Here is a 24482-nt window from a genome sequence, read left to right as displayed (position 1 = left end):
TTTTTTTTTTTTCCAAGAAGAAGACGCCATACGATTTCCGCTTTAGTCTCGTGGGCTGGGAGATTTGTATAAGAGACACCACGCTGCTCCCCGCCGCGGCCCTGCCGCTCCTCGCCGTCACTCCCCCCGCCGCCCAGGCCGCGCCGCCGGGCGAACGGGACGTCACGGCTGTCCTGTTCAACTGGAACTTCGACTCCGTCGCCACCGAGTGCACCCGCTCCCTCGGCCCCGCCGGCTACGGCTACGTGCAGGTCTCCCCGCCCCAGGAGCAGATCCAGGGCGACCAGTGGTGGACCAACTACCAGCCGGTGTCCTACGAGATCGACAGCCGCCTCGGCGACCGGGCCCAGTTCCAGGCCATGGTCGCCACCTGCCGCGACGCGGGCGTCGGCGTCGTGGTCGACGCGGTGATCAACCACATGACCGCGGGCTCGGGCACCGGCACCGGCGGCTCCGCCTACACCAAGTACGACTACCCCGACGCCCCTTACACGGACGGGGACTTCCACGACTGCCGCCGCGACATCGGCGACGACTACGGCGACCGCTACGCCGTCCAGGAGTGCGAACTCGTCGGCCTGGCCGACCTCGACACCGGCTCGCCCGCCGTCCAGCAGCGCATCGCCGACTACCTGAACGACCTGCTCTCCCTCGGCGTCGCCGGCTTCCGCATCGACGCGGCCAAGCACATGGCCGCCGCCGACCTGGCCGCCATCAGGTCCCGCCTGGACGACCCGGGGGTCTACTGGAAGCAGGAGGTCATCTTCGGCGCGGGCGAGGCGGTGCAGCCCGGGGAGTACGCCGGCAACGGCGACGTGCAGGAGTTCCGTTACGGCCGCGACCTCAAGCGCGTCTTCGAGAACGAGAACCTGGCCTACCTCACCAACTTCGGCGAGGGCTGGGGCTACGCGCCCGGCGCCGGGGCCGCCGTCTTCGTCGACAACCACGACACCGAGCGCAACGGCTCCACCCTCAACCGCACCGACGGCGCCGCCTACACCCTGGCCAACGTCTTCATGCTGGCCTGGCCCTACGGCTCGCCCGACGTCCACTCCGGCTACGAGTACGCCCACCACGACGCCGGGCCGCCCCTGGGCGGCCAGGTCAACGCCTGCTGGCAGGACGGCTGGACGTGCCAGCACGCCTGGCCGGAGATCCGCAGCATGGTGGCGTTCCGCAACGCCACGCGGGGAGCGCCGGTCACCGACTGGTGGGACAACGGGAACGACGCCATCGCCTTCGGCCGCGGCGACCGGGGCTTCGTGGTCGTCAACCACGAACAGGGGCCCGTGACCGGGACGTTCCAGACCTCGCTCGCCGCGGGCACCTACTGCGACGTGCAGCGCGGGCAGCCGGTGACCGTGGACGGCGGTGGCCGTTTCACCGCCACGCTCGGCGGCGACACGGCGCTCGCCCTCCACACCGGCGCCCGCGACTGCTCCTGACCGGCCGCGTCACGCCCCGGGTGCCCCCACGCACCGGTGGCGCGTTCAGCGGCCGGGGCCGGTGTCCCTCACTCCTCGGGGGACACCGGCCGCAGCCAGCTGCTCAGCACCACGGACCCCTCGCCGAAGCGCTCGTCCACGGTCTCCCGCAGCTCGTCCGTCGCCAGCACCACGTCGGCGCGGACCACGCCCCGGCCGTCGTCCGGATACGACGACAGCACCTCGGGGAAGTCCTCGGCGAGGGCCTGCTGAATGTCCGCCATCTCCTCCGGCGCCAGGGCCGGATCCGGTTCACCGTCGTCCGGCTCCTGCTCCTCGGGCGTCAGCGCGTGCGGGCCGCTGCCTCTGAACGGGGCGGCGGGTTCCGTGACCGTGAACCGCTCGCCGTCCCACGTTCCTGTCAGTTCGAATTCTCCCCAGGTCGTGCCCTGTGCCGATTCCGCGTCCACCGCGTCCCAGTCCCAGCCGGCCAGTTCGACGCCGCCGCCGCACTGCGGCGGGAGGGACTCCATCACCGCCGCGCACAGCCGGGGGCCGTGCTCCGACGCTTCGAGCACCGTTCCCGATGCCTGGTAGATCTGCACGGAGGGAGGGTCGGAGGCGGGCGGCTCCACGCTCTGCCCGGGATCCGTCCCACCCTCCTCCCCGCACGCGGTGAACAGCAGCATGGCGGGGATCACGCCCAGCAATGCTCGTTTCCTCATACTGATCGGACGTGGCCGGCCGCAGCCGGGTTCCGCTCATCCGTCGCGCCCGGCGGTCAGCCGAGCATCCGGACCTCGCCGCCGTCCGCCAGCTCGCCCGTCAGCTCGGCCACCGCGCCCTCCTCGGCGGGAAGGGCGGCGGTGCGGCCCTCGACCCTGCCGGTCACCTCGCCACCGGCCTCGATCGCGGTGATCTCCTCGTTCCCCGCCGCCACCAGGTACCAGGACTCGGCCGGCGAGCGCCACAGCACCCCGCTGAGCACCCGCGGGTCGCGCCGCCCGCAGGCGGTGGTGTCCTCGGACGCCGCCGTCACGACGCCCGGCTCGCCCGGCGCGGTGACGGGGGGAAGGAACTGCGCGAGCGCGCGGTTCCCCGTGCCGCGCCAGGTCTCCCCGCGCGTGCACACCCACTCCCCGGTCCCGGCGGCGTCCGGGAGCTGCTGGGCGGCGAACTCCCAGGCGTTGACCGCCCGTACGCCGCCCGAGCCGAGGGCGGGCAGGTGGCAGGCGATGCGCGCCCAGCGCGTGCGGGTGGCCGGGTCGGAGGCGGTGGCGGTCTCCCGCCCCGGCGCGCCCTGCGTCAGCAGCGCGGGGGTCAGCTCGCCCAAGTCGGCCATCAGGTAGGGCCGTTCGGCGCCCTGGGCGGTCACCTCCAGCACCGGGTAGGCGGCGCAGCGCGTCTGGTCGCCCCCGGCGGGCGTGCGCACCGGGCCCGTCACGCCGTCCTCGGAGACCTCGATCTCCGAGGTGGCGCCGGTGGTGTCCAGCAGGTCGGAGGAGGCCGCGCCCGAGACCCAGGGGGCGGTCAGATAACGGGTGTTGCCGTCGTCGCGGCTGAGGACCGCGGCCGAGGCGCCGACCAGGTCGGCCCCGTCCACGCGGGCGAAGTCCAGCACCGCGCCGCCGTCGCCCGCCCCGGTGGGCTCGGCGTAACGCACCAGCCGCAGCCCGTCGTGGAGGAGGACCACCGAGGAGCCGCCGACCTCGCCCGCGTAGAGCAGCTGGGCGGGGCCGGGCGCCGGGCCGGTCTGCGTCCCGGGCGTCGTGGAGACCGCCACGCCGTCGCCCGGCCTGGCCCACACGGCGAGCGCGCGGCGCAGCAGGCCGGTGTCGTCGAGCCCCGGGCCGCGGGCGGGCCACACGGAGAAATCGACGCGGGCCGAGGTGAGCCAGGCGTCCTCGGCGATCCGCCGCAGCCCCTTCGGGTCGAGCGCGGCCTCGGCGGCCTCGTTCGCGGCGTAGGGCGGGGCTGCCGCGCCGTCGGGACCCCAGCCCTCGGGAAGGAACGCCAGCGTCCCGGCGGCCAGTGCCAGCGCGGCCCCGCCGAACAGCGCGGTCCTGGCGTACTGGCGGCGGCGCAGCAGGTCGGTGGGCCCGGCCTGGAGCGCGCAGGGGTCGGCGAGCGCGGCGGTCTCCGGCAGCGCGTCGGCGGCCTTGAGCGCGGCCCTGGCGCCGCGCTCCGACTGCCCGGCCTCGACCAGCAGGCGGCGGATCGCGGCGTCGCCGAGCCCGTCGAGGCGGCGCAGCGCGTAGGCCGCCCTGGCGGCGGGGGTGACGGCCAGAAGCCGTGCCTCCAGGGCGAGTTCGTCGGACTCGCCCGAGCGGGGGAAGAGCCGCAGGCCGACGACCTGCGGCAGTAGCCGGGGCGGCCTCGGCAGCCCGCGGAACCGGCTCGGGCGGCCCGCGTCGAGCGCGGTGCGCAGCACGCGCTCCCGGAGCCAGGCGTAGCCGGGGTCGCCCTCGCGGAGGGACTCTCGGGAGGACTCCCGGGGGGACTCTCGGGGGGAGGGGAGCGCGGGTCCCTCCTCCTCGGTCGACTTCCCGCGCGGGAGCGCCCGTTGCACCACCGCGTGCGCCGCCAGCACGCGCCGGTGGCGTGCGACGGCCACCGGCAGCACCAGATAGGCGAGCCGCACCAGGCGCGGATAGTGCTCGACGAGCGCCGCCTCGGCCTGGCCGACGCCCATCGAGGGCTTCACTTCATGAGCAGTCACATCGCTGGAGGACACACCGACCAGAACGAGCCCCGCCCGCACGGGGTTACGGCGCCCGGCCCCGCGAGCGCATGATCAGGGCGGCGACATGGTAGACGCAGGGCTCCGCACCGGGGTTGGCGTAGGCGTGGACCGCGTCGGCGGCGAAGTACACCGAGTCGCCGGGGCCGAGGTCGAGGACCTGGCCCGCGACCGTCAGCCGCAGCGTTCCCGAGGCGACGGCCACGAACTCGTGGGAGCCGGGGGCGTAGGCGGGGAACGCCCCCGCGTCGCACCCCGGCGGCAGGGTGGAGCGGATCCACTCGAAGTTCACCCCCGGCACGACCGGGGTGAGGATCGTCCGCCGCCACCCGCCCGGCTCCTCGACGGTGTCCTGGTCGGCGGCCCTGCGCACGAGGACGCGGCCGTCCTCGGGCCTGGCGACCAGGGCGGGGAGGGGGACGCCCAGGCCGTCGGCGATGCGGGCGAGGACGGTGACCGTCGGCGCCTTCAGGCCCCGCTCGACGGACGAGAGCATGCTCACGCTCACCTCGGCCGCCTCGGCGAGCCGCGCGAGGGTCAGCCCGCGCTCGCGCCGGAGCGCCTCCACGCGGCCGCCCAGGGCCAGCAGATCCAGCATTCCTCTATAATGGCAGAAATTTTCACTATGGAGAACGAGGGTGGATGCCATGCGAGCCCCCGAGCCGGTGATCCGCCCGGCGCTCCCGGGCGACCTGGCGGCCGTGGCCGAGATCAGCGCCCACTACGTCCGCCACACGGTCGCCACCTTCGAGGAGATCCCGCAGCCCCTCCCCGCCTGGCACCGGCGGCTTGAGGAACTCACCGACCGGGGACTGCCGTTCCTGGTCGCCGAGGAGGCGGGGGAGGTCGCCGGCTACGCGTACGCGGGGCCCTGGCGGCCCAAGCCCGCCTACCGGCACACGGTCGAGGACACCGTCTACCTCGCCCCCGACCGCACCGGCAGGGGCCTGGGCGCGGCGCTGCTCGACGCGCTCCTGGCCCGTTGCGCCGAGGCGGGGGTGCGCACGGTGGTCGCGGTCGTCGCCGACCCCGGCGGCGCCACCTCGATCGCGCTCCACCGTCGCTTCGGCTTCACGGAGGCGGGCCGCCTGACCGCCGTCGGCCGCAAGCACGACCGCTGGCTCGACACCGTTCTCCTGCAACGGGACCTGGCGGCCGCGGACGGCACGGCCTGAACGCCCCGCCCCGGCCGAACGAGCGTGGTCAAAGCGTCTGTTGTCCACCGAGCGTCCCCGCCGCGCCCTCGCGGGCAGCGGCCCGGGCGGCGCGCGGTGCGCGCCACCCCGGCCCCCCACCCGCGTCACCAACGGCCCCGGCGCAGCGCAGCGCCTAGCGCTCCAGGTACGCCAGGACCGCCAGCACGCGGCGGTTGTCGTCGTCGGAGGGGGGCAGGCCGAGCTTGGTGAAGATGTTGGACGTGTGCTTGGCGACCGCCCGCTCCGTCACCACCAGCCGCTCCGCGATGGCCGCGTTCGACCGGCCCTGCGCCATCAGCTCGATGACCTCGACCTCGCGCGGAGTCAGCCGCTCCAGCGGGGAGTTGTGCCCGCCGTGCTGGGCCAGGAGCTGCTGGATGACCTGCGGGTCCATGGCCGTGCCGCCGGCGGCCACCCGGCGCACCGCGTCGACGAACTGCTCCGCGTCGAACACCCGGTCCTTCAGCAGATAGCCGACGCCGCCCTTGCCGTCGGCCAGCAACTCCCGTGCGTACAGCTGCTCGACGTGCTGCGACAGCACCAGTACCGGCAGCCCCGGCTGCTCGCGGCGGGCCTGGAGCGCGCACTGGAGGCCCTCGTCCGTGAACGAGGGGGGCAGCCGGACGTCGACGACCGCCACGTCCGGCTTGAGGTCGGCCAGCGCCCGGCTGAGGCCGGGACCGTTGTCCACCGCGGCGGCGATCTGGAAGTCGTGAGCCTCCAGCAGCCGGACCAGACCGTCCCGGAGCAGGAAGAGGTCTTCGGCGAGGACAACGCGCACGGGGGTCTCCGTATCTTTCTGTACACGGCGGGTGCGTTCAGCCTAGCCGCGCGGCACCACGGCGGACAGAAGCGCGGGCCGGACCGGCGCCCCGTCCGCCGTCAGTGGAGGCTGGGGGCCTCGGCGCAGGGGATCTCGATGGTGATCAGCGTGGGGCCGCCGACCGGGCTGCTGACGGCCAGGACCCCGTCGAACGCGCCGAGACGCCGTTCGAGACCGCGCAGCCCGCTGCCCCCCTCGGGGGTGGCGCCGCCGCGGCCGTTGTCGGTGATCGCGATGCGCAGGGTCCTGTCCTCGCGGCTGTAGTAGATGTCGAGCCAGGCCCGTTCCGCCTCGGCGTGCTTGGCGGCGTTGGTCAGGATCTCGCTGATCGCGAAGTACGCGGCCGACTCCACCGGCTCCTCCAGGCGGCCGGGCAGCTCGACGTCCACCTCCACCGGCAGCTGCATGCGCAGCGCCAGCGCCCGTGCGGCGTCGCCGAGGCCGCGCTCGGCCAGCACCGGCGGGTGGATCCCGCGCACCAGGTCGCGCAGCTCGGACAGGGCCTCCGCCGAGTTCTCCCTGGCCTGGGCCAGCAGCCGCTTGGCCTGCTCCGGGTCCTTCTCGATCAGCGCCTCGACCGTGCCCAGGCTCATGCCCATGGCGACGAGCCTGGCCTGCGCGCCGTCGTGCAGATCACGTTCGATGCGGCGCAGCTCGGCCGCCGAGTTGTCCAGCGCGTCGTGGCGGGTCTCGGTGAGGCGGGCGACGCGCTGGGCCAGCAGGCGCTTCTCGGAGGCGCCGATGAACACGCGGGTCATCAGGAAGTGGAGGCGGAGCAACTGGCGGCCGTACCTCAGGCCGACCCCGGCGTACACCAGGCCGGTCAGGGCCGCGAGGAACGCGGTGAACCAGGAGTCGATCGGCACGAAGCCGTACCAGTAGGCGCCGCCCCCGCTCACGATCGGCTTCCAGACGCCGGCCAGCAGCACCAGGCTCTCCGCCCCGTACAGCACCAGGCCGGCGGGGAGGATCGCGGTGATGAAGCCGGCGACGGCGTCGATGAAGAGCCAGCCCGCGTCCCGCCAGGTCGCCGGGTCCTTGAGCATGTGCACGGTGCGTTCGACCTGACCGGCCAGCCCGGGGCGGGGGCCGCCCGGCTCGGGGCGGTGACCGCCGGCCGGGATGGTGACCCCGCACCAGCTGGCGGCGAGGACGCGGCGCTGGTTCGCGTGGGCGCGGATGGCGTCGACGATCACCGGCGTGGTGAAGAAGCCGATGCCCAGGACCACGAACACGGTCGAGACGACGAAGAGGATGAACAGCAGAAGAGAGACACCCACGCTGAGCAGCGACACCAGCAGCCCCTGAGCGCCCGCCAGCGCGGCGTCCCGTACCCGTTGCGCGTTCATCCGACGACCTTCCTCGTTCACGAATGCTGCTCACAGTCTGCTGCCTCCCGGCGCCGGGAGTCACGGGGGTGGCGGCCCGGGCGGGGGTGTACCTGGGTACACCCCGCTCACCTCGCATTGGACCCTTAGGATCAGCTGACCATCCGATCAGGAGAGAGGCGCCGAACTATGAGAATCGGTCTGCTCGGCACCGGCCCGTGGGCGCGGGTGACCCAGGGCCCGGCCCTGATGGAGCACCCGGAGGCGGAGCTCGTCGGCGTCTGGGGCCGGCGACCCGAGGCCGCGGCGGAGCTGGCCGAGGGCCTCGACACCCAGGCGTACGAGAGCGCGGACGCGCTGTTCGCCGACTGCGAGGCGGTGGCGTTCGCGCTGCCGCCCGACGTCCAGGCGCCGCTGGCGGTGCGGGCCGCGGCGGCCGGCTGCCACCTGCTGCTGGACAAGCCGGTGGCCACCTCCGTGATCGCGGCCAGGGAACTGGCCGGGGCGGTGACGGCGGCCGGCGTCTCCTCGGTGGTCTTCTTCACCCTGCGGTTCGCCCCCGAGACCGCGGCGTGGGTCGCGGCCCAGAGCGCGACGGACGGCTGGGTGACCGGGCGCGCCGACTGGTTCTCGCCGGTCTTCGGCGGCTCGGACAGCCCCTACGCGGACTCGACCTGGCGCAAGGAGCGCGGCGCGCTGTGGGACGTGGGCCCGCACACGCTGTCGCTGCTGCTGCCCCCGCTGGGCGAGGTCACGGGCGTGACGGCGGCCAGGGGCCCGGGCGACATGGTGCATGTGGTGCTGCGCCACGCGTCGGGCGCGTCCAGCGCGTTGACGCTGACGCACACGGTGCCGCCGCAGGCGTCGTCGGTGACGGCCGAACTGCGGGGCTCGGCCGGGATCTCGACGCTGCCCGAACGGGGCGACGGCGGCGCGGTCCGCCCGTTCATGCGGGCCTTCGACGCGCTGCTCGCGTCCGTCCGCACCGGGGAACCGCACCCGTGCGACGTGCACTTCGGGCTGCGGGTGACGGAGATCCTCTCCCGCGCGGAGACGGCGCTCGACACCCTGAAGCCGCTCTGACCCCGCGCCGCCCCCTTGCGGGGGGCGACGCGGCCCCACCCGCCCGCACGGGCTCCAGCCGGTCGGGTGGGCGGGGGGCTCCTCGCGTCAGCCCGCGCCCAGCGTCAGGCGCCAGGTCTGACCCGTCTCCTCGCGGCCGAACAGCGTGTGGGGCGCGCTGGACTCCAGCGTGAAGCCCGCCTCCTGGTAGAGGCGGCGGGCGCTGGTGAGCACGTCGTTCGTCCACAGGACCATCTCCCGGTAGCCGGCCTCCTCGGCGAAACGCACGCAGGCCGTCACCAGCGCCCGGCCGATCCCGAGGCCGCGGGCGTGCGGCTCGACCAGCAGGAGGCGCAGCCTGGCCGTCTTCGGGGCGTCCTCCTCGGCGACGCAGAAGACCGAGCCGACCGGCGCGCCGTCGTGCTCGGCGATCCACACCACCTCGCGGGCCGGATCGTGGTGGCGCGCGTACCGCGCGACGACATCGGCCACCAGCGCCTCGAACGCGTCGTTCCACCCGTACTCGGCCGGGTAGAGCGCGCCGTGGCGCTGGATCACCCAGCCCAGGTCGCCCGGCCCCGGCGGGCGGAGCCGGAAGGCGGCGGGCGTCGGGGAGCGGCCCAGGAGCCGTTCCACGGTGGTCAGCGCGGCGATCAGCCGCGCCCTGTCGCCCTCGGACAACGTCTCGACCAGCGCGCCGATCGCCGCCGCCGACCTGGTATCCAGGAGCGCCGCCGCCTCCCGCCCCGCGCCGGTGAGGCGCACCAGCTGGCGCCGCGAGTCGGCCGGGTCCCGTTCGCGGGACACGAGCCCCTCGCCCTCGGCGCGGGCCAGCAGGCGGCTGAGCTGCCCCGGGTCCATGTCGAGGTCCCGGCGCAGCCGCGCCACCGGCGTCCGCTCGGCCAGCGCCAGCTCGTACAGCACCCTGGCCTCGGGCAGCGAGTGGGGCGTGCCGAGGCGGTGCTCGTAGTCGAGAGCGCCGATGAGCCGGGTGTAGTCGCGGTTGAACTCGCGGACACGCGCGACCGTTTCGTTCGCCGAGGAATTCATTGACTCAGTCAAACGTATGCGGTTCGCGGGTGTCAACGGGTCCGGTCGGCGCCAGGACCCGGCCTCAGGACCCGGCGTCAGGCCCGACCTCAGGAGCGCGGCTTGCGGCCGAGGACGTCGGCCACCTCCTGCACATTCCGGTAGCTCGTGCCCGGCGGCAGTTCCCGTACGGCCTCGACCAGGCTCTCGGACGCGTGCGTCTCGAAGAGCGTGAGCAGGATCTCGCGGCGGGTGGCCGGGAACTCGCTCCGGCGCAGATGGCGGGCGAGGTCGAAGCGGAACGCCTCCCGCTCGGACTCCTCCGCGTCCATGCCACCCCTGGGCGGCACCGGGCCGTCGGCCAGCTCCGGGTCGTCGTCGGCCGGGGGCTCGGGGTCGCGCCAGTCCTCCGCCCTGGTCGGGTGGTCGCCCCGCAGCATGCCCTGGAGCTCGTGCTTCATCTCGTCGTCGCGGTGCACGTTGAGACGGTTGCTGCCCCGCTGTCGCATGGCGGATCCTCCTTGTCTCGCGGAGTCCCCCGGGTACCCAGCGGCAGGGCCGCGACACGACTGTCCCGGCGGGGGAGTTTGGCCGTGTCGCGGTGGGGAACCCGCGCCTCGGCCGAGCGAGCGGCCGTGATGGGGGCTCCAAGGGCCCCGGGCGCGGGAGGTTCAGGGGTTCCGCGTCCGGGGCCTCAGCCCTGCCCGGAAGGCGTTTCGCCCTCGGCCCCGCTCTCTCCCCTTCCTTCTCCCTCTCCCTCGGCGTCCACCGTCCCGCCGGAGTCCGGGCCCTGCGCGCGCACCCGCTGGACCTGTGCCAGGGACGCGCGCAGCTCGGCCAGCCAGCCGTCCGCGTTCTGCCCGACGAGCCGCACGCACCAGGCCAGCGCCTCGCTGCGGCTGCGCGCCACCCCGGCGGCGATGAGCGTGTCGAGCACCTGCCGCTCCGGCTGGCGCAGCCGCGTCATCACCGGGGCGGCGACGTGCGTATAGAGCGTCGACGTGTCTCCGCACCGCACGCCCCAGGACACCTTTCTGCCGAACCGCCGCTCGGCGTCGCGCGCCACGGCCATGCGGTCGGCGCGCGTGCGTTCCCTGAACTCCTGGACGCGGCCCTCGCGCGCCGCCTCCCGCTCGGCCGGGGACGCCCCCTCGGCCGGCGCGGGCTCGGGGACCCGGCCGATGACCGTGATCTCCTCGCGGTCGGCCGTCACCTCGACCAGCTCGCTGAACAGCCCCTCGGGCAGCCGCCCGGCGAACCAGCCGCGCAGCTCCTCGTTCTGTGCCTCGGTAATCATGTATTTCAGATTACTCAGACTTTCTCCCCGTCGTCGAGCTCTCCGGATGACCCAAATGGTGCATTGCGCTCTAATGGGATGAAAGTCTGCGAATCAGAAGGAGGCTAGTCGTATGTCCGACGTCTCACAGCGCCAGCGGGGCGACCTCTCCGGCCACCCCGACGAGAGGGAGATGCGCGACCGCTACTCCCGTGTTCTGGGCCAGCGTGACGTGGTGCTCTTCGACGGGCCGCTGTTCCTGGCCGGCCTGTACGCGGCCATCTCCCCGTGGATCGTGCACTTCAACGGCACGCACCCCGAGGTCGCCGTCAACAACCTGATCACGGGCATCGCCGTCGCCCTGCTGGCCCTCGGCTTCGGCCGGGCCCCCGAGCGGATGTACGGCATGAGCCACGCGATCATCGCGATCGGCGTGTGGCTGATCGTCTCGCCCTGGATCTCCGGTCAGGGAGCCGACGCGGGAGTGATCGTCAACAACATCATCATCGGCGCCATCATCTGTGCCCTCGGACTGGCATGCGCCGCCACGGCGCTGGCCGCCCGGCGGTCGGTGCACCGTGAGATGAGCTCCTGAGCGCAGCGAGCGCGGCGTGCCGCGCGAACCCGTGGGGACGCTCGGCCCGGCCGGTGCGTCCCCACGGGCTTTCTCGACGGCCCGCTGCGCGTCGCGCGCGGGGGCGGCCGTTACCGCTGGCGGTCGCGGAAACGGTAGGCGGCGCGCTGGGTCCGCTTGATGGACTTCCACCGGCCCGCGATCTCCGCCCGCACCCGGGCGTCGGTGCGGGAGGCGGCCCACGCGTTCTCGCGCAGCAGCTTGCGGTAGCTCGCCAGCCGGCGGGCCGGCAGCTCGCCCGACTCGATCGCCGCCAGGATCGCGCAGCCGGGCTCGGTCTCGTGCGCGCAGTCGCCGAACCGGCAGTCGCGGGCCAGCTCCTCGATCTCGCCGAAGACCTGCTCGATCCCCTCGGTCGCGTCGTGGAGCCCGACGCCCCGCAGTCCCGGGGTGTCGATGAGCACGCCGCCGCCCGGCAACGGGCTCATCTCGCGCCACACGGTGGTGTGGCGCCCCTTGCCGTCCACCTCGCGCACCGCGCCCGTGGCGAACCGCTCCTCGCCGAGCAGCGCGTTGGCCAGCGTGGACTTGCCCGCGCCCGAGACGCCGAGCAGCACGACCGTGCCGCCGAGCGCCCCGGCCAGGTCGTCGACGCCCTCGCCGGTGAGGGCGCTGGTGGCCACCGTGTCCACGCCGGGCGCGAGCGCCGCGGCCTCGGCGATTGCCTCGCCCGGGTCGGCCGCGCGGTCGGCCTTGGTGAGCGCCACCACCGGCCGGGCGCCGCTCTCCCAGGCGAGCGCGAGCAGGCGTTCGACGCGTCCCGCGTCCAGGGGGTCGGCGAGCGAGACGGCGACGATCACGGTGTCGACGTTGGCGGCCAGGGCCTGGCCGCGGGAGTGGCGGGCGGAGGAGGCCCTGACGATGGCCGTGCGGCGGGGGAGCAACGCGACGAGCCGCGGCCCGTCCCGTTCGTCCGCGGGGCGCAGGGCGGCCCAGTCGCCGGTGACCGGGTCGAGGCCGTGTTCGGTGACGGCCCTGGCCGGGCCGTCGTCGGTGACGATGTCGCACTGGCCGCGGTCCACGCGGACCACGCGGGCGGGGAGCAGCCCGGTGGCGCGGTGCCCGGCGAAGGCGTCGTCGAGGGAGTCGTCCCAGCCGTACGCGGACAGGCCGGTGGCGGGAGACGGAGAGGAATGCACTGGTAGAGACCCTTTGCGGAAAGGAGCCCCGCCTGACGGAGAAGGGGTCAGACCGGGGCCCGGGACGAGAGGATGGTCCGGGCGCTGCGCAGGGCAGCGGTCTTCTCGACAGCCATCGGTCTCACCTCCCGAGGTCTCGTACGCGGCGGCTGAGGGGCCGCGTGGCGGGGACAGGCTAGCACGGGGCGGACGCCTCCCCCAAGATACCCCTCGGGGGTATGGTGGACCCATGAACGATGCCACTCACCCGTCCCCGGTCCCGGTCCGCTGGGCCATGGCCGTCAAGGCGACGCTGCACTGTCTCACCGGCTGCGCCATCGGCGAGGTCCTCGGGATGGCCATCGGCACCGGCCTCGCCTGGGGGAACGCGCCGACGCTGGTGCTCGCCATCGCGCTCGCGTTCTTCTTCGGCTACGCCCTCACCCTCCTCGCCGTGACCCGGGCCGGGCTCGGGCTGCGGGCCGCGATCGGGGTGGCGCTGGCGGCCGACACCGTCTCCATCGCCGTCATGGAAGCCGTGGACAACGGCGTGCTGCTCGTGGTGCCCGGCGCCATGGAGGCGGAGTTGGCCGACGGGCTGTTCTGGGGCGCCCTCGCCTTTGCCCTGGCCGTGGCCTTCGTGGTCACCACCCCGGTCAACCGCTGGCTGATCGGCCGGGGCAAGGGCCACGCCGTGGTCCACCGTTTCCACGGCGGGGGCCACGGGGGCCACGGGGACCACGGGGACGCCGAGGACGACGGGCACCACCGGCACCACGGCGACCACTGAACGGCCGGCCCGGCGCCGGCCGCCTCAGCGCAGGAACCGGTCCGGCGTCAGCGGCAGCGCGCGCACCCGGATCCCCGTCGCGTGGTGGGCGGCGTTCGCCAGGGCCGCGGCCACGCCCACGATCCCGGTCTCGCCGACCCCCTTGGCGCCCATCGGGTTGTAGCAGGAGTCGAACCCGTCCAGCCAGACCGCCTCGATCTCCTCCACGTCGGCGTGGGTCGGGATGTGGTACTGCGCCAGGTCGCAGTTGACGACATGGCCGAACCGCGGGTCCACCACGCTCTCCTCGTGCAGCGCCATCGACATCCCCATGATCATGCCGCCGATCAGCTGCGACCTGGTGGTGCGCGGGTTCACCACGCGCCCCAGGTCGTAGACGCCGAGCATGCGCGAGACCCGGACCTCCCCGGTGTCCGCGTTGACCCGCACCTCGGCGAACTGCGCGCCGAACGCGTGCATGCTCACCTTCCCCACGTGCGGGTTCTCCGGCTCGGTCGCGACCACGCGATCGCCCGGGGAGGGGCCGTTCCCGTACCGCTCCCTGAACACCCGCGCCGCCTCGGTGATCGCGGTGCCCCAGTGCGTCAGGCCCATCGAGCCCCCGGCCAGCGTCGCCGGGGGCAGCGCCGAGTCGCCGATCGCCATGTCGACATCGGCCACCGGCACGGTCAGCGCGTCCGCCGCGATCTGCGCGAGCGCCGTCCAGGCGCCGGTGCCGATGTCGGAGGCCGCCAGCTCCACCCGGTACCGCCCGTCCGGCAGCGCCTCCACCGCCGCCTGGCTGCCGCCCCGCAGGAAGTACGCCGGATAGACGCAGCCGGACACGCCCGTGCCGATCAGCCAGTCCCCGGAGCGCCTGACCCCCGGCTCGGGGTCGCGGCCCTCCCACCTGAAGCGGCGGGCGCCCTCGCGCAGGCACGCCACGTACGCGCGCGTGGAGAACGGCAGCCCCGACTCGGGGTCGCTTGTCGGCTCGTTGCGGACGCGGAGCTCGATCGGGTCCAGACGGCAGGCGAGGGCCAGCTCGTCCATCGCCGACTCCAGCGCGAAGAACCCGGGCGTCTCGCCCGGCGCCCGGTAGATGCCGGGCACCGAGACGTCGAGCGCGACCGCGCGGTGCGTCGTCGCCCGGTGCTCCGCCGCGTACATGGAACGGGTGGCGAAGGTCGTCTGCTCCACGAACTCCTTGAACCGCGCGGTCTGCGCGATCGACCCGTGCGCGAGCGCGCTCAGCCGCCCCTGACGGTCGGCGCCCAGCCGGACCCGCTGGATGGAGGGGGAGCGGTGGCTCGCCTGGGTGAACGTCTGCCGCCTGGTCAGCGCGCACTTCACCGCCCGCCCGCCCGTCAGCTGCGCCGCCAGCACGGCGAGCATCACATGCGGGTGCGGCTGCGCCTTGGACCCGAACGCGCCGCCGACGTACGGGGAGATGATCCGCAGCCGGGACGGGTCGACGCCCAGCGCCGGTGCCAGCAGGCTCTGGATCATGGTCGCGCCCTGGTTGGAGTCGTGCAGCGTGAAGCGGCCCGAGCCGTCCTCGCCGTGGAAGGCGGCGACCGTGGTGTGCGGCTCCATCGGATTGTGGTGCTCCATCGGCGTGGTGTACGTCTGGTCGACCGTCACCTCCGCCTCGGCCAGGGCCCGTTCCACATCGCCGAAGATGCTGTCGGTGGCGATCCCCGCGTTCACGGTCTCCGGCGCGTAGAGGCCCGGATGGTCGGCGCGGAGCACGACGTCGTGGGCGTCCTCCTCGTAGGCGACCCGCACCAGGCCCGCCGCCTGCCGGGCTGCCTCCGAGGTCTCGGCGACGACCGCGCCGATGAACTGGTTGCGGAAGTGGATCTCCTCGTCCTGGCAGACCCACAGCTCCCGGTCCGCGTCGGGCGCCAGCCGCGGCGCGTTGCGGTGCGTGAGAACGAGCACCACGCCGTCGACCGCCTCCGCCTCCGAGGTGTCGATGGAGGTGATCCGGCCGCGGGCGACGGCCGCCTCCAGCGGGAAGAGGTAGAGCGGGTCGACCACCGGCTGCTCGTAGGCGTACGCCGCCCGCCCGGTGACCTTCGCCGGGCCGTCGCGCCGCTCCAGCGGGGCCCCGATCGCCCGTTCCGCCACACCGGTCATCGCGCGCCTCCCTCGGTCCCGGGCTCGGCCCCGGGGTCGGTCCTGGCCTCGGTCCTGGGCTCGTGCCCGGCCAGGGACCGCAGCACGGCGACGATCGCGTTCCTGGCCATGGGCACCTTGAACGCGTTGTCCGGCAGCGGGCGGGCGCCGCCCAGCTCGGCGTCGGCGGCGGCGCGGAAGGTGTCCTCGGTGGCCGGCGCCCCGCGCAGCGTGAACTCGGCCTCCACCGCGCGCCACGGCTTGTGCGCCACCCCGCCCAGCGCGACCCGCGCGTCCACCACCGTCCCGTCCTTGACCGAGAGCGCCGCCGCCACCGACACCAGGGCGAACGCGTAGGACGCCCGGTCGCGGACCTTGCGGTAGGCCGACCGCGCGGCCATGGCCAGCGGCGGAACGTCGACGGCCGTGATCAGCTCGCCGTGTTCGAGCACCGTGTCCCGCTCCGGCGTCTCGCCCGGCAGCCGGTGGAACGACGTGAGCGGGATGGTCCGTTCACCCCCGGGGCCGAGCACCCTGACCCGCGCGTCCAGCGCGGTCAGCGCCACGGCCAGGTCCGAGGGGTGCACCGCCACGCAGCTGTCCGAGGCGCCGAGGATCGCGTGGTTGCGGTTGTTCCCGTCCACGGCGGAGCACCCGGAGCCGGGGGAGCGCTTGTTGCACGGGGTGGTGGTGTCCTGGAAGTACGCGCAACGGGTGCGCTGGAGCAGGTTCCCCGCGGTGGTGGCCAGGTTGCGCAGCTGCGGCGAGGCGCCCGCGAGCAGCGCGGCGGCCAGCACCGGGTACCGCTGCCTGACCAGCGGGTCGGCCGCGAGGTCGCTGTTGCGGACGGCGGCGCCGATCCGCAGGCCCCCGTCCGGCAGGCGTTCGATCGCGTCGAACGGCAGCCGCGAGACATCCACCAGCAGATCGGGGCTCGCGATGCCCAGGCGCATGTGGTCCACCAGGTTGGTGCCGCCCGCCAGGAACGAGGCGCCCGAGCGGCGGGCCACCAGGGCGACGGCGGCCGGGGCGTCCGCCGCCCGCTCGTAGTCGAACGGGTTCACCGCGCCGCCACCTCCCTGATGGCCGCCACGATGTTCGGATAGGCGCCGCACCGGCAGAGGTTGCCGCTCATGCGCTCCCTGATCTCCGCGTCGTCGAGCTCCACCGTCGCCGCCGACAGGTCGGCGGTCACATGGCTGGCGTGGCCGGCCCGCGCCTCGCGCAGCATCCCGGCCGCCGAACAGACCTGCCCCGGCGTGCAGTAGCCGCACTGGAAGCCGTCGTGGTCCAGGAACGCCCGCCGCAGCGGCTCGCCCTCCGGCTCCGTGCCGAGGCCGCCGGCCGTGACGACCGAGGCGCCGTCCTGCGTCACCGCGAGCAGCAGGCACGACGTGACCCGGCGACCGTCGACCAGAACGGTGCAGGCCCCGCACTGGCCGTGGTCGCAGCCCTTCTTGGGCGTGAAGACCCCCAGGCGCTCGCGCAGCGCGTCCAGCAGCGACGTCCTGGTGTCGAGCGACACCGACCGCTCCTCGCCGTCCACGGACAGGGTGATGGTGGCTTCCATGGCTCCGCTCTCCTCCGGATGGTGATGGCCCCATCCTGGGTGAAAACGGGACGAACGGCACTCCGGGCGTGGCCACGCGCGGCCGGGGCCCGCGGCCGGAGGCGATTGTCAGACCCACCCGCCAGGATGGGGTTCATGACTGGCACGCCCATGGACCACCGGCAGCTCCCCGCCTGGGCCGACACCGTCGGCCCCGGCTGGGCCGCCCTCCTCGACGCGCTGCACCGCCGGCTCCTCGCCCTCGCGGCGGACTACCGGATCGAGACCTGCGAGCGCAGCCTCGGCGGGCTGCGGATCAGCGTCGCCGACCGCTTCGACGACCACGGGTACTTCGACGGCCATTGGGCTGACGCAGCCGCCGAGCTGACCGACGCCGCCGAGACGGCCGCCGGGCGGACCTGCGAGATGTGCGGAGCCGGGGGCCGCCCCCGTTTCCGCGGCGGCCAGCACGGCAGCTGGATATCGGCGCTGTGCGACGGCTGCGCCGCCGACGCCCGCACCCACGCCCCCCGCCCCCGCGCGTCGGCCTCCTGACGCCCCGGGCTCGGGGACGGGCGGCTACGCGAACGCCGTGGACCTGCTCAGGTCGGCCCACCGCGCCAGCTCCTCCAGGCGGGCCCGCCCCGACGTCTCGGCGAGCCGCACCGCGTCGTCGCCGAGCACCATGCGCAGCGGCGGCTCGTCCAGCTCGACGAGGTCCATGACGACCTCGGCGGCGCGCGCCGGATCCCCCGGCTGCCTGCCGAGGTTGGCCTGGCGGAAGCGGTTCATCTCGCCCACCGTCCCGTCGTAGTCGGGCCCCGGCTCGGGGACCCGCATGGAGGAACCCGACCAGTCGGTGCGGAAGTTGCCCGGCTCGACGATCGTCACCTTCACGCCCAGCGGCCGCATCTCGGCCGCCAGCACCTCGGAGAACCCCTCCACCCCGAACTTCGCCGTCTGGTAGGCGCCCATCCCCGGCGTGCCGCCGACCCGCCCGCCGATCGAGGAGAACTGCACGAAGTGGCCCGCGCGCCGCGCGCGGAAGACGGGGATCGCGGCCTTGGTGACGTTCACGACGCCGAACAGGTTCGCCTCGATCTGCGCCCTGAAGTCCGCCTCCGGCGTCTCCTCGATGGCCGCGCTGTTGGCGTACCCGGCGTTGTTGACGACCACGTCGAGCCTGCCGAACGTGTCCACCGCCGCCCGCACCGCGCGCCCGGCCCCCTCCGCGTCCGTCACATCGAGGGCGAACGGGCGCACCAGGCCGCCGTACCGCTCCACCAGACCGCTCAGCGTCTCGGGGCGCCGAGCCGTCGCCAGCAGCCGCCGGCCACCCGCGGGCACCGCCTCGGCCAGCGCGCGGCCGATGCCGCGCGAGCAGCCGGTGATGAGCCAGACGGGGGAGCCCTCCGAGTCGTACATGCCCGTTCCTTCCGTCGTGCGTGACCCCCGCCCGCGACTGGTGATCATGCCCCGACCCGCCCCGTTCCTCCCCCGGACGCGCCGAGCGGCGGGGACGAAACGTCCCCGCCGCTCGGTCCGCGTCACGGGCCTACACGTCGAAGTACAGCTCGAACTCGTGCGGGTGGGGACGGAGCTGCATCGGGGCGATCTCCTTCTCCCGCTTGAAGTCGACCCACGTCTCGATCAGGTCGGACGTGAAGACGCCGCCCGCCAGGAGGTACTCGTTGTCCGCCTCCAGGGCCTCCAGCACCGCCGGGAGGGAGGTCGGGACCTGCGGGAGCTCGGCGTGCTCCTCGGGGGCCAGCTCGTACAGGTCCTTGTCGATCGGCTCGGCCGGCTCGATCTTGTTCTTGATGCCGTCGAGCCCCGCGAGCATCAGCGCGGAGAACGCCAGGTACGGGTTCGAGGACGGGTCGGGCGCGCGGAACTCGACGCGCTTGGCCTTCGGGTTCGAGCCGGTGATCGGGATCCGCATCGCGGCGGAGCGGTTCCGCTGCGAGTACACCAGGTTCACCGGGGCCTCGAAGCCGGGCACCAGGCGGTGGTAGGAGTTCACCGTCGGGTTGGTGAACGCCAGCAGCGACGGCGCGTGCTTGAGGATGCCGCCGATGTAGTACCGGGCGGTGTCGGACAGGCCCGCGTAGCCCTGCTCGTCGTAGAACAGCGGCGAGCCGCCCTGCCAGAGCGACTGGTGGACGTGCATGCCGGAGCCGTTGTCACCGAAGATCGGCTTGGGCATGAACGTGGCGGTCTTGCCGTTGCGCCAGGCGACGTTCTTCACGATGTACTTGAAGAGCATCAGGTCGTCGGCCGCGGCCAGCAGCGTGTTGAACTGGTAGTTGATCTCGGCCTGGCCCGCGGTGCCGACCTCGTGGTGCTGCCGCTCGACCTTGAGGCCCGCCTTGATCAGTTCGAGGGAGATCTCCGCGCGCAGGTCGGCGAAGTGGTCCACCGGGGGAGCCGGGAAGTACCCACCCTTGTAACGGACCTTGTAGCCGCGGTTGCCGCCCTCCTCGATCGCGCCCGTGTTCCAGGCGCCGGCCTCGGAGTCGATGTAGTAGTAGCCGGCGTTCGACTTGGTCTCGAACCGCACGTCGTCGAACACGTAGAACTCGGCCTCGGGGCCGAAGTACGCGGTGTCGGCGATGCCGGAGGACGCGAGGTAGGCCTCGGCCTTCTTCGCCACGTTCCGCGGGTCGCGGCTGTACGCCTCGCCCGTGATCGGGTCGTGGATGAAGAAGTTGATATTGATGGTCGAGTCCTTGCGGAACGGGTCCACGCGCGACGTCGACAGATCCGGGACGAGCGCCATGTCGGACTCGTGGATGGCCTGGAAGCCACGGATCGACGAACCATCGAACATCAGGCTGGCCGTCGGGTCGAAACTGTCGACCGGCACGGTCACGTGCTGCATGATGCCCGGCAGGTCGCAGAAACGGACGTCGATGAACTTGACGTCGTTGTCCGCGATGTACTGATTGATCTCGTCGGCGTTCTGGAACATCCGGTGTCCTCCTAGTCCCGGCCCGTGCGTCGGGTGCGGGAGCGCGCAGCTCGGGGATAGCCCAGTGCGTGGGCCTGCCGGGGCCGACCCTAAGGACACGCCATTTCTCAAGCATGACCCATTTGTTTCGCCACTGTTAACCGGACTTCTCCGTCGATACCGCCGACCCACCGGCCGGGTGACCGCGCTACCGTGGTGGTGTGGACAAGCGGCAGGCAAACAGCTCACGGCTCCCCGGCCCCGGTGCGGCGGGCGAGGACATGGGCGTGGACGTCGGTTATCGGGGCCAGGGCCTCGGCCTCCCGGAAACGGGCCCCGGCTCGATCGCGCCCCTCGGCAGGCGCGTCGTGGCCATCCTTCTCGACTGGGGCATGTGCGCACTGATCGCATACGGTCTGATCGCGGACCGCCAGGCCGCCAGTGCCAGCAACTGGACGCTCGTCGTCTTCGTCGTCATGGCGGCGCTCGCCGTGGGGACGCAGGGCATGACCCCGGGCAAGCGTCTCCTGGGACTCCGCGTCATCGCGCTGAACGGGGGGCGGCTGCCCTTCGCCCGCGCCGTGCTGCGGACCCTGCTCCTGGGTCTGCTGATCCCGGCGCTGGTCTGGGACCGCGACACCCGCGGCCTCCACGACCGGTTCTCGGGAGCCGTCCAGATCCGCGTCTAGGGTGCGGTGGGCGCCGCACCGCGGCGCCCACTCCTGCGTACATCCCCCGGCGGTCGATCACCTGCCGACGGTCGATCACCTGCCGCGGCGCTGCGCGTTCCCCTTCGGCATCCGCATGCCCTTGGGCATGGGCCCCTTCGGGAGCGGCATGTTGCTCATCAGGTCGCCCATGGCGCGCAGCCGGTCGTTCACCTCGGTCACGCGCGGGCCCGCCAGGACCCGCGGGAACTTGAGGATGGTCGAGCGCAGCTTCTTCAACTCCACCTGGCCCTCGCCCTTGCCCACGATCACGTCGTGCACCGGGACGTCCGAGACCACGCGGTTCATCCGGCGCTTCTCGGCCGCGATGAGGCCCTTCACCCGGTTCGGGTTGCCCTCGCCGACCAGGACCACGCCGCACTTGCCGACGGCCCGGTGGACCACGTCCTGGCTCTTGTTGACGGCGACGGCCGGGGTGAAGACGATGCCGCGCCGCACGTTCTCCAGAACGGCCGCCGCGGCTCCCGCCTGGCCCTCCATCTGGCTGAACGCCGCGCGCTCGGCCCGGCGCCCGAAGACGATCGCCGTGGTCAGCAGCGCCACGAGGAAGCCGAGGATGCCGAGGTAGATCGGGTGCCCGATGAGGAAGCCGATGCCCAGGACGACGGCGAACGTGCCGAGCCCAACTCCCGAGATGACCCAGCCGATCCAGCGATCGGCCCGCCTGGTCATCTTGTAGGTCAGGCCGATCTGCTTCAGCCGACCCGGGTTCTCGGAATCCTGTGCCGTGTCCTTCCGCGCCATGCCCGCAGTCTACGGGGCCGCCCGCGCCTCCGGCCCCCCGGGTCGGTGGCGGAGCGGGCTCCCCGCCGCGTCGGCCGTCAGGAGGGCGTCGAGGGCAGCGCCGCCGGCCGGGCGCGGTCCGCCACGGCCGCCAGGGCGCGCTCCGCGTCCCTGCGGGCGGCAGCCCGGACGCGGTCCTCCTCCACGGCCGCCCACGCGTTCCGCAGCGCCGTGCGCCGTCCCCCGCGCAGCAGCACCCCCTCCAGCGCGCGCAGCGTGCCGGTCATACTGGGCCGCGCCGAACTGGCGAACTGCATGGCCGTTTCCCCTCCCCAGGGCGGTCGAACAACGTGCCCCTATTGTTATCGAACAGTGTTACCGGTCCATGACCCGGGGGTCACACCCGGACGACGCTCAGGCGGCGTGCGCGCCGGAGCGCCGCGCGATCGCCTGCTGGTAGAGCCGCCCGGCCCGGTACGAGGAACGCACCAGCGGCCCGGACAGCACGCCCGCGTAGCCGATCTCCTCGGCCTCCTCGCGCAGCTCCACGAACTCCTCGGGCCTCACCCAGCGCTCCACCGGGTGGTGCCGCGGCGTGGGCCTGAGGTACTGCGTGATGGTGATCAGCTCGCACCCGGCGGCGTGCAGGTCGCGCAGCGCGGTGCCGACCTCCTCGCGGGTCTCGCCCAGGCCCAGGATCAGGTTCGACTTGGTGACCAGGCCGTCCGCGCGGGCCCGGGTCAGCACTTCGAGGGAGCGCTCGTAGCGGAACGCCGGGCGGATGCGGCGGAAGATCCGCGGCACCGTCTCCACGTTGTGCGCGAGCACCTCGGGCCGGGAGGAGAAGACCTCGGCCAGCTGCTCGGGGACGGCGTTGAAGTCGGGGATCAGCAGCTCCACGCCGGTGTCCGGCATCAGCCCGTGGATCCGGCGGACCGTCTCGGCGTAGAGCCAGGCGCCGCCGTCGGGCAGGTCGTCGCGCGCGACGCCGGTGATGGTCGCGTACCTGAGCTCCATCTGCCGCACCGACTCCGCGACCCTGCGCGGCTCGTCGCGGTCGAACGCGGCCGGTTTCCCCGTGTCGATCTGGCAGAAGTCGCAGCGCCGCGTGCACTGTTCGCCACCGATGAGGAACGTCGCCTCCCGGTCCTCCCAGCACTCGAAGATGTTGGGGCAGCCGGCCTCCTGGCAGACGGTGTGCAGCCCCTCGCGTTTCACGAGGCCGTGCAGCTCCCGGTACTCGGGACCCATCGTCGCCCGGGTCTTGATCCACTCGGGCTTGCGTTCGATGGGGGTCTGGCTGTTCCTGGCCTCAAGGCGCAGCATCTTGCGACCGTCGGGTGCCACAGCGGACACGTCCGCCTCCTACCGCTTTCGATTCGTTGGCGAACACCAGCGTACGCCTTGCGCTTGCACGGTCCCGATGGCCGTCTGGCTCACACCGCGCGGGGCAGCGGCAGCGAGGCCGCCAGCGTCTCGGTCAGGTGCTTCTCCACGACCGGGAGCACCTCGGCGATCGGGATGTCCCTGCCGAGCTCCTGCGAGAGGGACGTCACCCCGGCGTCCCTGATGCCGCAGGGCACGATGCGGTCGAACGAGGTGTTGTCCGGGTTGCAGCCGAGGGCGAAGCCGTGCATCGTCACGCCCTTGGCGACCCGGATGCCGATCGCGCACAGCTTGCGGTCCTCGTTGCGCTGGCCGGCGTTGGAGGGCGCGTACTCGGGGCCGCACAGGCGCGCGTCGAACTCCTCGTCGTGCAGCCTGGGGTCGAAGTCCAGCGAGAGGCCGCCCAGCGCACGGTGGCCCGCCGCCCGGTCCTCCACCGTGTCGCCCAGCACCCACACCCCGCTGCGGCCCTCCACGCGCGTCGTCTCCAGGCCGAAGTCGGCGCAGGTGCGGATCACCGCCTCCTCGATGCGCCGCACGTGCGCCACCACGTCCACCGGGCGCGGCAGCTTGAGGATCGGGTAGCCGACCAGCTGCCCCGGCCCGTGCCAGGTGATCTTCCCGCCCCGGTCCACGTCCACGACCGGGGTCCCGTCGAGGGGGCGCTCGCTGTCCTCCGTGCGCCGCCCCGCGGTGTACACGGCCTGGTGCTCCAGGAGCAGACAGGTGTCGGGGATCTCGTCGGCGAATCTGGCGGTGTGGACGCGGCGCTGTTCCTGCCAGGCCGCGTGGTATTCGACGGCTCCGGCGCCGAAGCCCAGATGGACAAAGCGCAGCTCACTCACTGCCGCGGCTCCTTTGGCCTTGGTGCGTGTACGGCGCACTCCGAAGGGTGCTCCGGAGGGACGGTTCGTACACCTGCTCTCTCTCGGGTCCACTGTAAGGCCGGACCGCTCCGCTGCTCCGAGGGGCTCCGGCTCACACATATGGATGAATCCTCCGTCGAGGAGCCGACGAAACCGGTCAGGACCGTTACATTCACGCCGTTCCAGCCGCACAGCCGTAAGGCAGGAGACCGCATCGCCGATGTCCACGGAACGACCCGGAGGCCCGCCCTCCCCGCAGTCCGCCACAGCACCGCGTACCCCGAACCGACAGCTCGCCGCGCTCATCTCCGAGGCCGGGTTCTCCCACGCCGGGCTCGCCCGGCGCGTTGACCAGCTCGGCCTCGAACACGGCCTCGACCTCAGGTACGACAAGACGTCGGTCACCCGCTGGCTCCGCGGCCAGCGGCCACGCGGCACCACCCCGGCCCTGATCGCCGAGGTGTTCACCCGGCGGCTCGGCCGCAGGCTGTCCGCCCAGGACCTCGGCCTGGAGGCGTGTGCCCCCGTCTACGCGGGCCTGGAGTTCGCCGCGAGCCCCGCCGAGGCGGTGGACATCGTGGCCGGCCTGTGGCGCAAGGACTCCGGCAGCTACGCCGAGCTCCGCAAGATCGCCTTCACCCCCGCCGGGCTCGTGGTGCCCAGCCGGGACTGGCTCATCGGGCGCCCCGACCCGACAGGCCGCGCCCCGCCCGGAAAGGGCCCGGGCGGGGCGCGGCCGGTCTCGTGTGCGGTGGACTAC

Annotated in this window: 25 protein-coding genes and 1 pseudogene; 8 read left to right on the top strand and 18 right to left on the bottom strand. The window is 73.3% G+C overall.

Annotated elements, in window-relative coordinates; genetic code table 11:
- Positions 1-68 precede the first annotated feature (68 nt).
- Positions 69-1445, top strand: a complete 1377-nt coding sequence (locus ADY01_RS13060) for an alpha-amylase (protein WP_049571154.1) — start codon at positions 69-71, stop codon at positions 1443-1445.
- Between the two features lie 68 nt (positions 1446-1513).
- On the opposite strand, the gene ADY01_RS13055 is transcribed toward ADY01_RS13060, so the two are convergent.
- Genes ADY01_RS13055 through ADY01_RS13045 form a run of 3 tightly spaced genes read right to left on the bottom strand, consistent with a single transcriptional unit; the run spans position 1514 to position 4762 of the window.
- Positions 1514-2149, bottom strand: a complete 636-nt coding sequence (locus ADY01_RS13055) for a hypothetical protein (RefSeq protein WP_159001179.1) — start codon at positions 2147-2149, stop codon at positions 1514-1516.
- Between the two features lie 56 nt (positions 2150-2205).
- Positions 2206-4143, bottom strand: coding sequence for a hypothetical protein (locus ADY01_RS13050; RefSeq protein WP_159001178.1), 1938 nt, complete (start codon positions 4141-4143; stop codon positions 2206-2208).
- Positions 4144-4189: 46 nt separating this feature from the next.
- Positions 4190-4762, bottom strand: a complete 573-nt coding sequence (locus tag ADY01_RS13045; RefSeq protein WP_049571144.1) for a helix-turn-helix domain-containing protein — start codon at positions 4760-4762, stop codon at positions 4190-4192.
- A gap of 49 nt (positions 4763-4811) precedes the next feature.
- Here ADY01_RS13045 and ADY01_RS13040 point away from each other — a divergent pair, with 49 nt between their 5' ends.
- A complete protein-coding gene (locus ADY01_RS13040) occupies positions 4812-5339 on the top strand; it encodes a GNAT family N-acetyltransferase (RefSeq protein WP_049571139.1) in 528 nt (175 codons plus the stop codon).
- 154 nt (positions 5340-5493) lie between these two features.
- Here the strand turns inward: ADY01_RS13040 and ADY01_RS13035 are convergent, their stop codons facing one another.
- Together ADY01_RS13035 and ADY01_RS13030 are read right to left on the bottom strand one after the other, a co-directional pair.
- Positions 5494-6141, bottom strand: a complete 648-nt coding sequence (locus tag ADY01_RS13035; RefSeq protein WP_049571135.1) for a LuxR C-terminal-related transcriptional regulator — start codon at positions 6139-6141, stop codon at positions 5494-5496.
- A gap of 101 nt (positions 6142-6242) precedes the next feature.
- The gene (locus tag ADY01_RS13030; protein WP_049571133.1) at positions 6243-7532 is read right to left on the bottom strand and encodes a sensor histidine kinase; all 1290 of its coding nucleotides are present in this window, start codon (positions 7530-7532) and stop codon (positions 6243-6245) included.
- A gap of 168 nt (positions 7533-7700) precedes the next feature.
- On the opposite strand from ADY01_RS13030, the gene ADY01_RS13025 reads away from it, so the two are divergent.
- Entirely contained in the window at positions 7701-8594 is an 894-nt protein-coding gene (locus tag ADY01_RS13025) for a Gfo/Idh/MocA family protein (RefSeq protein ID WP_049571131.1), read from the top strand.
- Positions 8595-8681: 87 nt separating this feature from the next.
- On the opposite strand, the gene ADY01_RS13020 is transcribed toward ADY01_RS13025, so the two are convergent.
- The 3 genes from ADY01_RS13020 to ADY01_RS13010 form a co-directional block, all read right to left on the bottom strand.
- Complete coding sequence (locus ADY01_RS13020; protein WP_049571126.1) at positions 8682-9623, bottom strand: bifunctional helix-turn-helix transcriptional regulator/GNAT family N-acetyltransferase; 942 nt, start codon at positions 9621-9623, stop codon at positions 8682-8684.
- 89 nt (positions 9624-9712) lie between these two features.
- Positions 9713-10111 (bottom strand): DUF2795 domain-containing protein, encoded by a 399-nt coding sequence (locus ADY01_RS13015; RefSeq protein WP_049571124.1) that lies wholly within the window; start codon positions 10109-10111, stop codon positions 9713-9715.
- A 185-nt stretch (positions 10112-10296) separates the two neighbouring features.
- A complete protein-coding gene (locus tag ADY01_RS13010) occupies positions 10297-10899 on the bottom strand; it encodes a hypothetical protein (RefSeq protein ID WP_049571121.1) in 603 nt (200 codons plus the stop codon).
- Positions 10900-11011: 112 nt separating this feature from the next.
- On the opposite strand from ADY01_RS13010, the gene ADY01_RS13005 reads away from it, so the two are divergent.
- On the top strand, positions 11012-11473 hold the full coding sequence (locus ADY01_RS13005) for an SPW repeat protein (RefSeq protein ID WP_049571118.1): 462 nt from the start codon (positions 11012-11014) through the stop codon (positions 11471-11473).
- A 110-nt stretch (positions 11474-11583) separates the two neighbouring features.
- Here the strand turns inward: ADY01_RS13005 and rsgA are convergent, their stop codons facing one another.
- On the bottom strand, positions 11584-12651 hold the full coding sequence (rsgA, locus tag ADY01_RS13000) for a ribosome small subunit-dependent GTPase A (RefSeq protein WP_049571110.1): 1068 nt from the start codon (positions 12649-12651) through the stop codon (positions 11584-11586).
- 229 nt (positions 12652-12880) lie between these two features.
- On the opposite strand from rsgA, the gene ADY01_RS12995 reads away from it, so the two are divergent.
- A complete protein-coding gene (locus tag ADY01_RS12995) occupies positions 12881-13420 on the top strand; it encodes a DUF4396 domain-containing protein (protein WP_063784213.1) in 540 nt (179 codons plus the stop codon).
- A 24-nt stretch (positions 13421-13444) separates the two neighbouring features.
- On the opposite strand, the gene ADY01_RS12990 is transcribed toward ADY01_RS12995, so the two are convergent.
- From ADY01_RS12990 to ADY01_RS12980, 3 genes are read right to left on the bottom strand one after another with little or no spacing between them, the layout of a single operon-like run.
- Complete coding sequence (locus ADY01_RS12990) at positions 13445-15541, bottom strand: xanthine dehydrogenase family protein molybdopterin-binding subunit (RefSeq protein ID WP_049571106.1); 2097 nt, start codon at positions 15539-15541, stop codon at positions 13445-13447.
- Entirely contained in the window at positions 15538-16584 is a 1047-nt protein-coding gene (locus ADY01_RS12985; RefSeq protein ID WP_049571103.1) for an FAD binding domain-containing protein, read from the bottom strand. Before ADY01_RS12985 ends, ADY01_RS12990 begins: the two co-directional genes overlap by 4 nt.
- Entirely contained in the window at positions 16581-17090 is a 510-nt protein-coding gene (locus ADY01_RS12980; RefSeq protein WP_049571099.1) for a 2Fe-2S iron-sulfur cluster-binding protein, read from the bottom strand. Before ADY01_RS12980 ends, ADY01_RS12985 begins: the two co-directional genes overlap by 4 nt.
- Positions 17091-17225: 135 nt before the next feature.
- On the opposite strand from ADY01_RS12980, the gene ADY01_RS38095 reads away from it, so the two are divergent.
- Positions 17226-17624, top strand: a complete 399-nt coding sequence (locus ADY01_RS38095) for a hypothetical protein (protein WP_159001177.1) — start codon at positions 17226-17228, stop codon at positions 17622-17624.
- A 24-nt stretch (positions 17625-17648) separates the two neighbouring features.
- On the opposite strand, the gene ADY01_RS12970 is transcribed toward ADY01_RS38095, so the two are convergent.
- Together ADY01_RS12970 and glnA are read right to left on the bottom strand one after the other, a co-directional pair.
- Positions 17649-18494, bottom strand: a complete 846-nt coding sequence (locus ADY01_RS12970) for an oxidoreductase (RefSeq protein ID WP_049571094.1) — start codon at positions 18492-18494, stop codon at positions 17649-17651.
- Positions 18495-18624: 130 nt separating this feature from the next.
- Positions 18625-20040 carry a type I glutamate--ammonia ligase gene (gene glnA / locus ADY01_RS12965; protein ID WP_049571090.1) on the bottom strand — a complete coding sequence of 472 codons (1416 nt, stop codon included), beginning with the start codon at positions 20038-20040 and terminating at the stop codon, positions 18625-18627.
- A 200-nt stretch (positions 20041-20240) separates the two neighbouring features.
- Between glnA and ADY01_RS12960 the strand changes: the two genes are divergently transcribed.
- Positions 20241-20708, top strand: coding sequence for an RDD family protein (locus tag ADY01_RS12960; protein WP_078900253.1), 468 nt, complete (start codon positions 20241-20243; stop codon positions 20706-20708).
- A gap of 75 nt (positions 20709-20783) precedes the next feature.
- Here the strand turns inward: ADY01_RS12960 and ADY01_RS12955 are convergent, their stop codons facing one another.
- The 4 genes from ADY01_RS12955 to lipB form a co-directional block, all read right to left on the bottom strand.
- Positions 20784-21491, bottom strand: a complete 708-nt coding sequence (locus ADY01_RS12955; protein ID WP_049571086.1) for a DUF4191 domain-containing protein — start codon at positions 21489-21491, stop codon at positions 20784-20786.
- Positions 21492-21568: 77 nt separating this feature from the next.
- Entirely contained in the window at positions 21569-21787 is a 219-nt protein-coding gene (locus ADY01_RS12950) for a hypothetical protein (protein ID WP_049571083.1), read from the bottom strand.
- Positions 21788-21884: 97 nt separating this feature from the next.
- Positions 21885-22826 (bottom strand): lipoyl synthase, encoded by a 942-nt coding sequence (gene lipA / locus ADY01_RS12945; RefSeq protein WP_049571080.1) that lies wholly within the window; start codon positions 22824-22826, stop codon positions 21885-21887.
- 80 nt (positions 22827-22906) lie between these two features.
- Positions 22907-23701, bottom strand: a complete 795-nt coding sequence (gene lipB, locus ADY01_RS12940; RefSeq protein WP_049571077.1) for a lipoyl(octanoyl) transferase LipB — start codon at positions 23699-23701, stop codon at positions 22907-22909.
- Positions 23702-23942: 241 nt separating this feature from the next.
- On the opposite strand from lipB, the pseudogene ADY01_RS12935 reads away from it, so the two are divergent.
- Positions 23943-24482 (top strand): annotated as a pseudogene (locus ADY01_RS12935) (regulator); the annotation flags it as partial.

Origin of the sequence: Streptomyces sp. SBT349 (assembly GCF_001083795.1) — a bacterium.
GTDB lineage: Bacteria > Actinomycetota > Actinomycetes > Streptomycetales > Streptomycetaceae > Streptomyces.
Note: the sequence above shows the minus strand (reverse complement) of the source record. Positions and strands in the feature narration are given on the sequence as shown.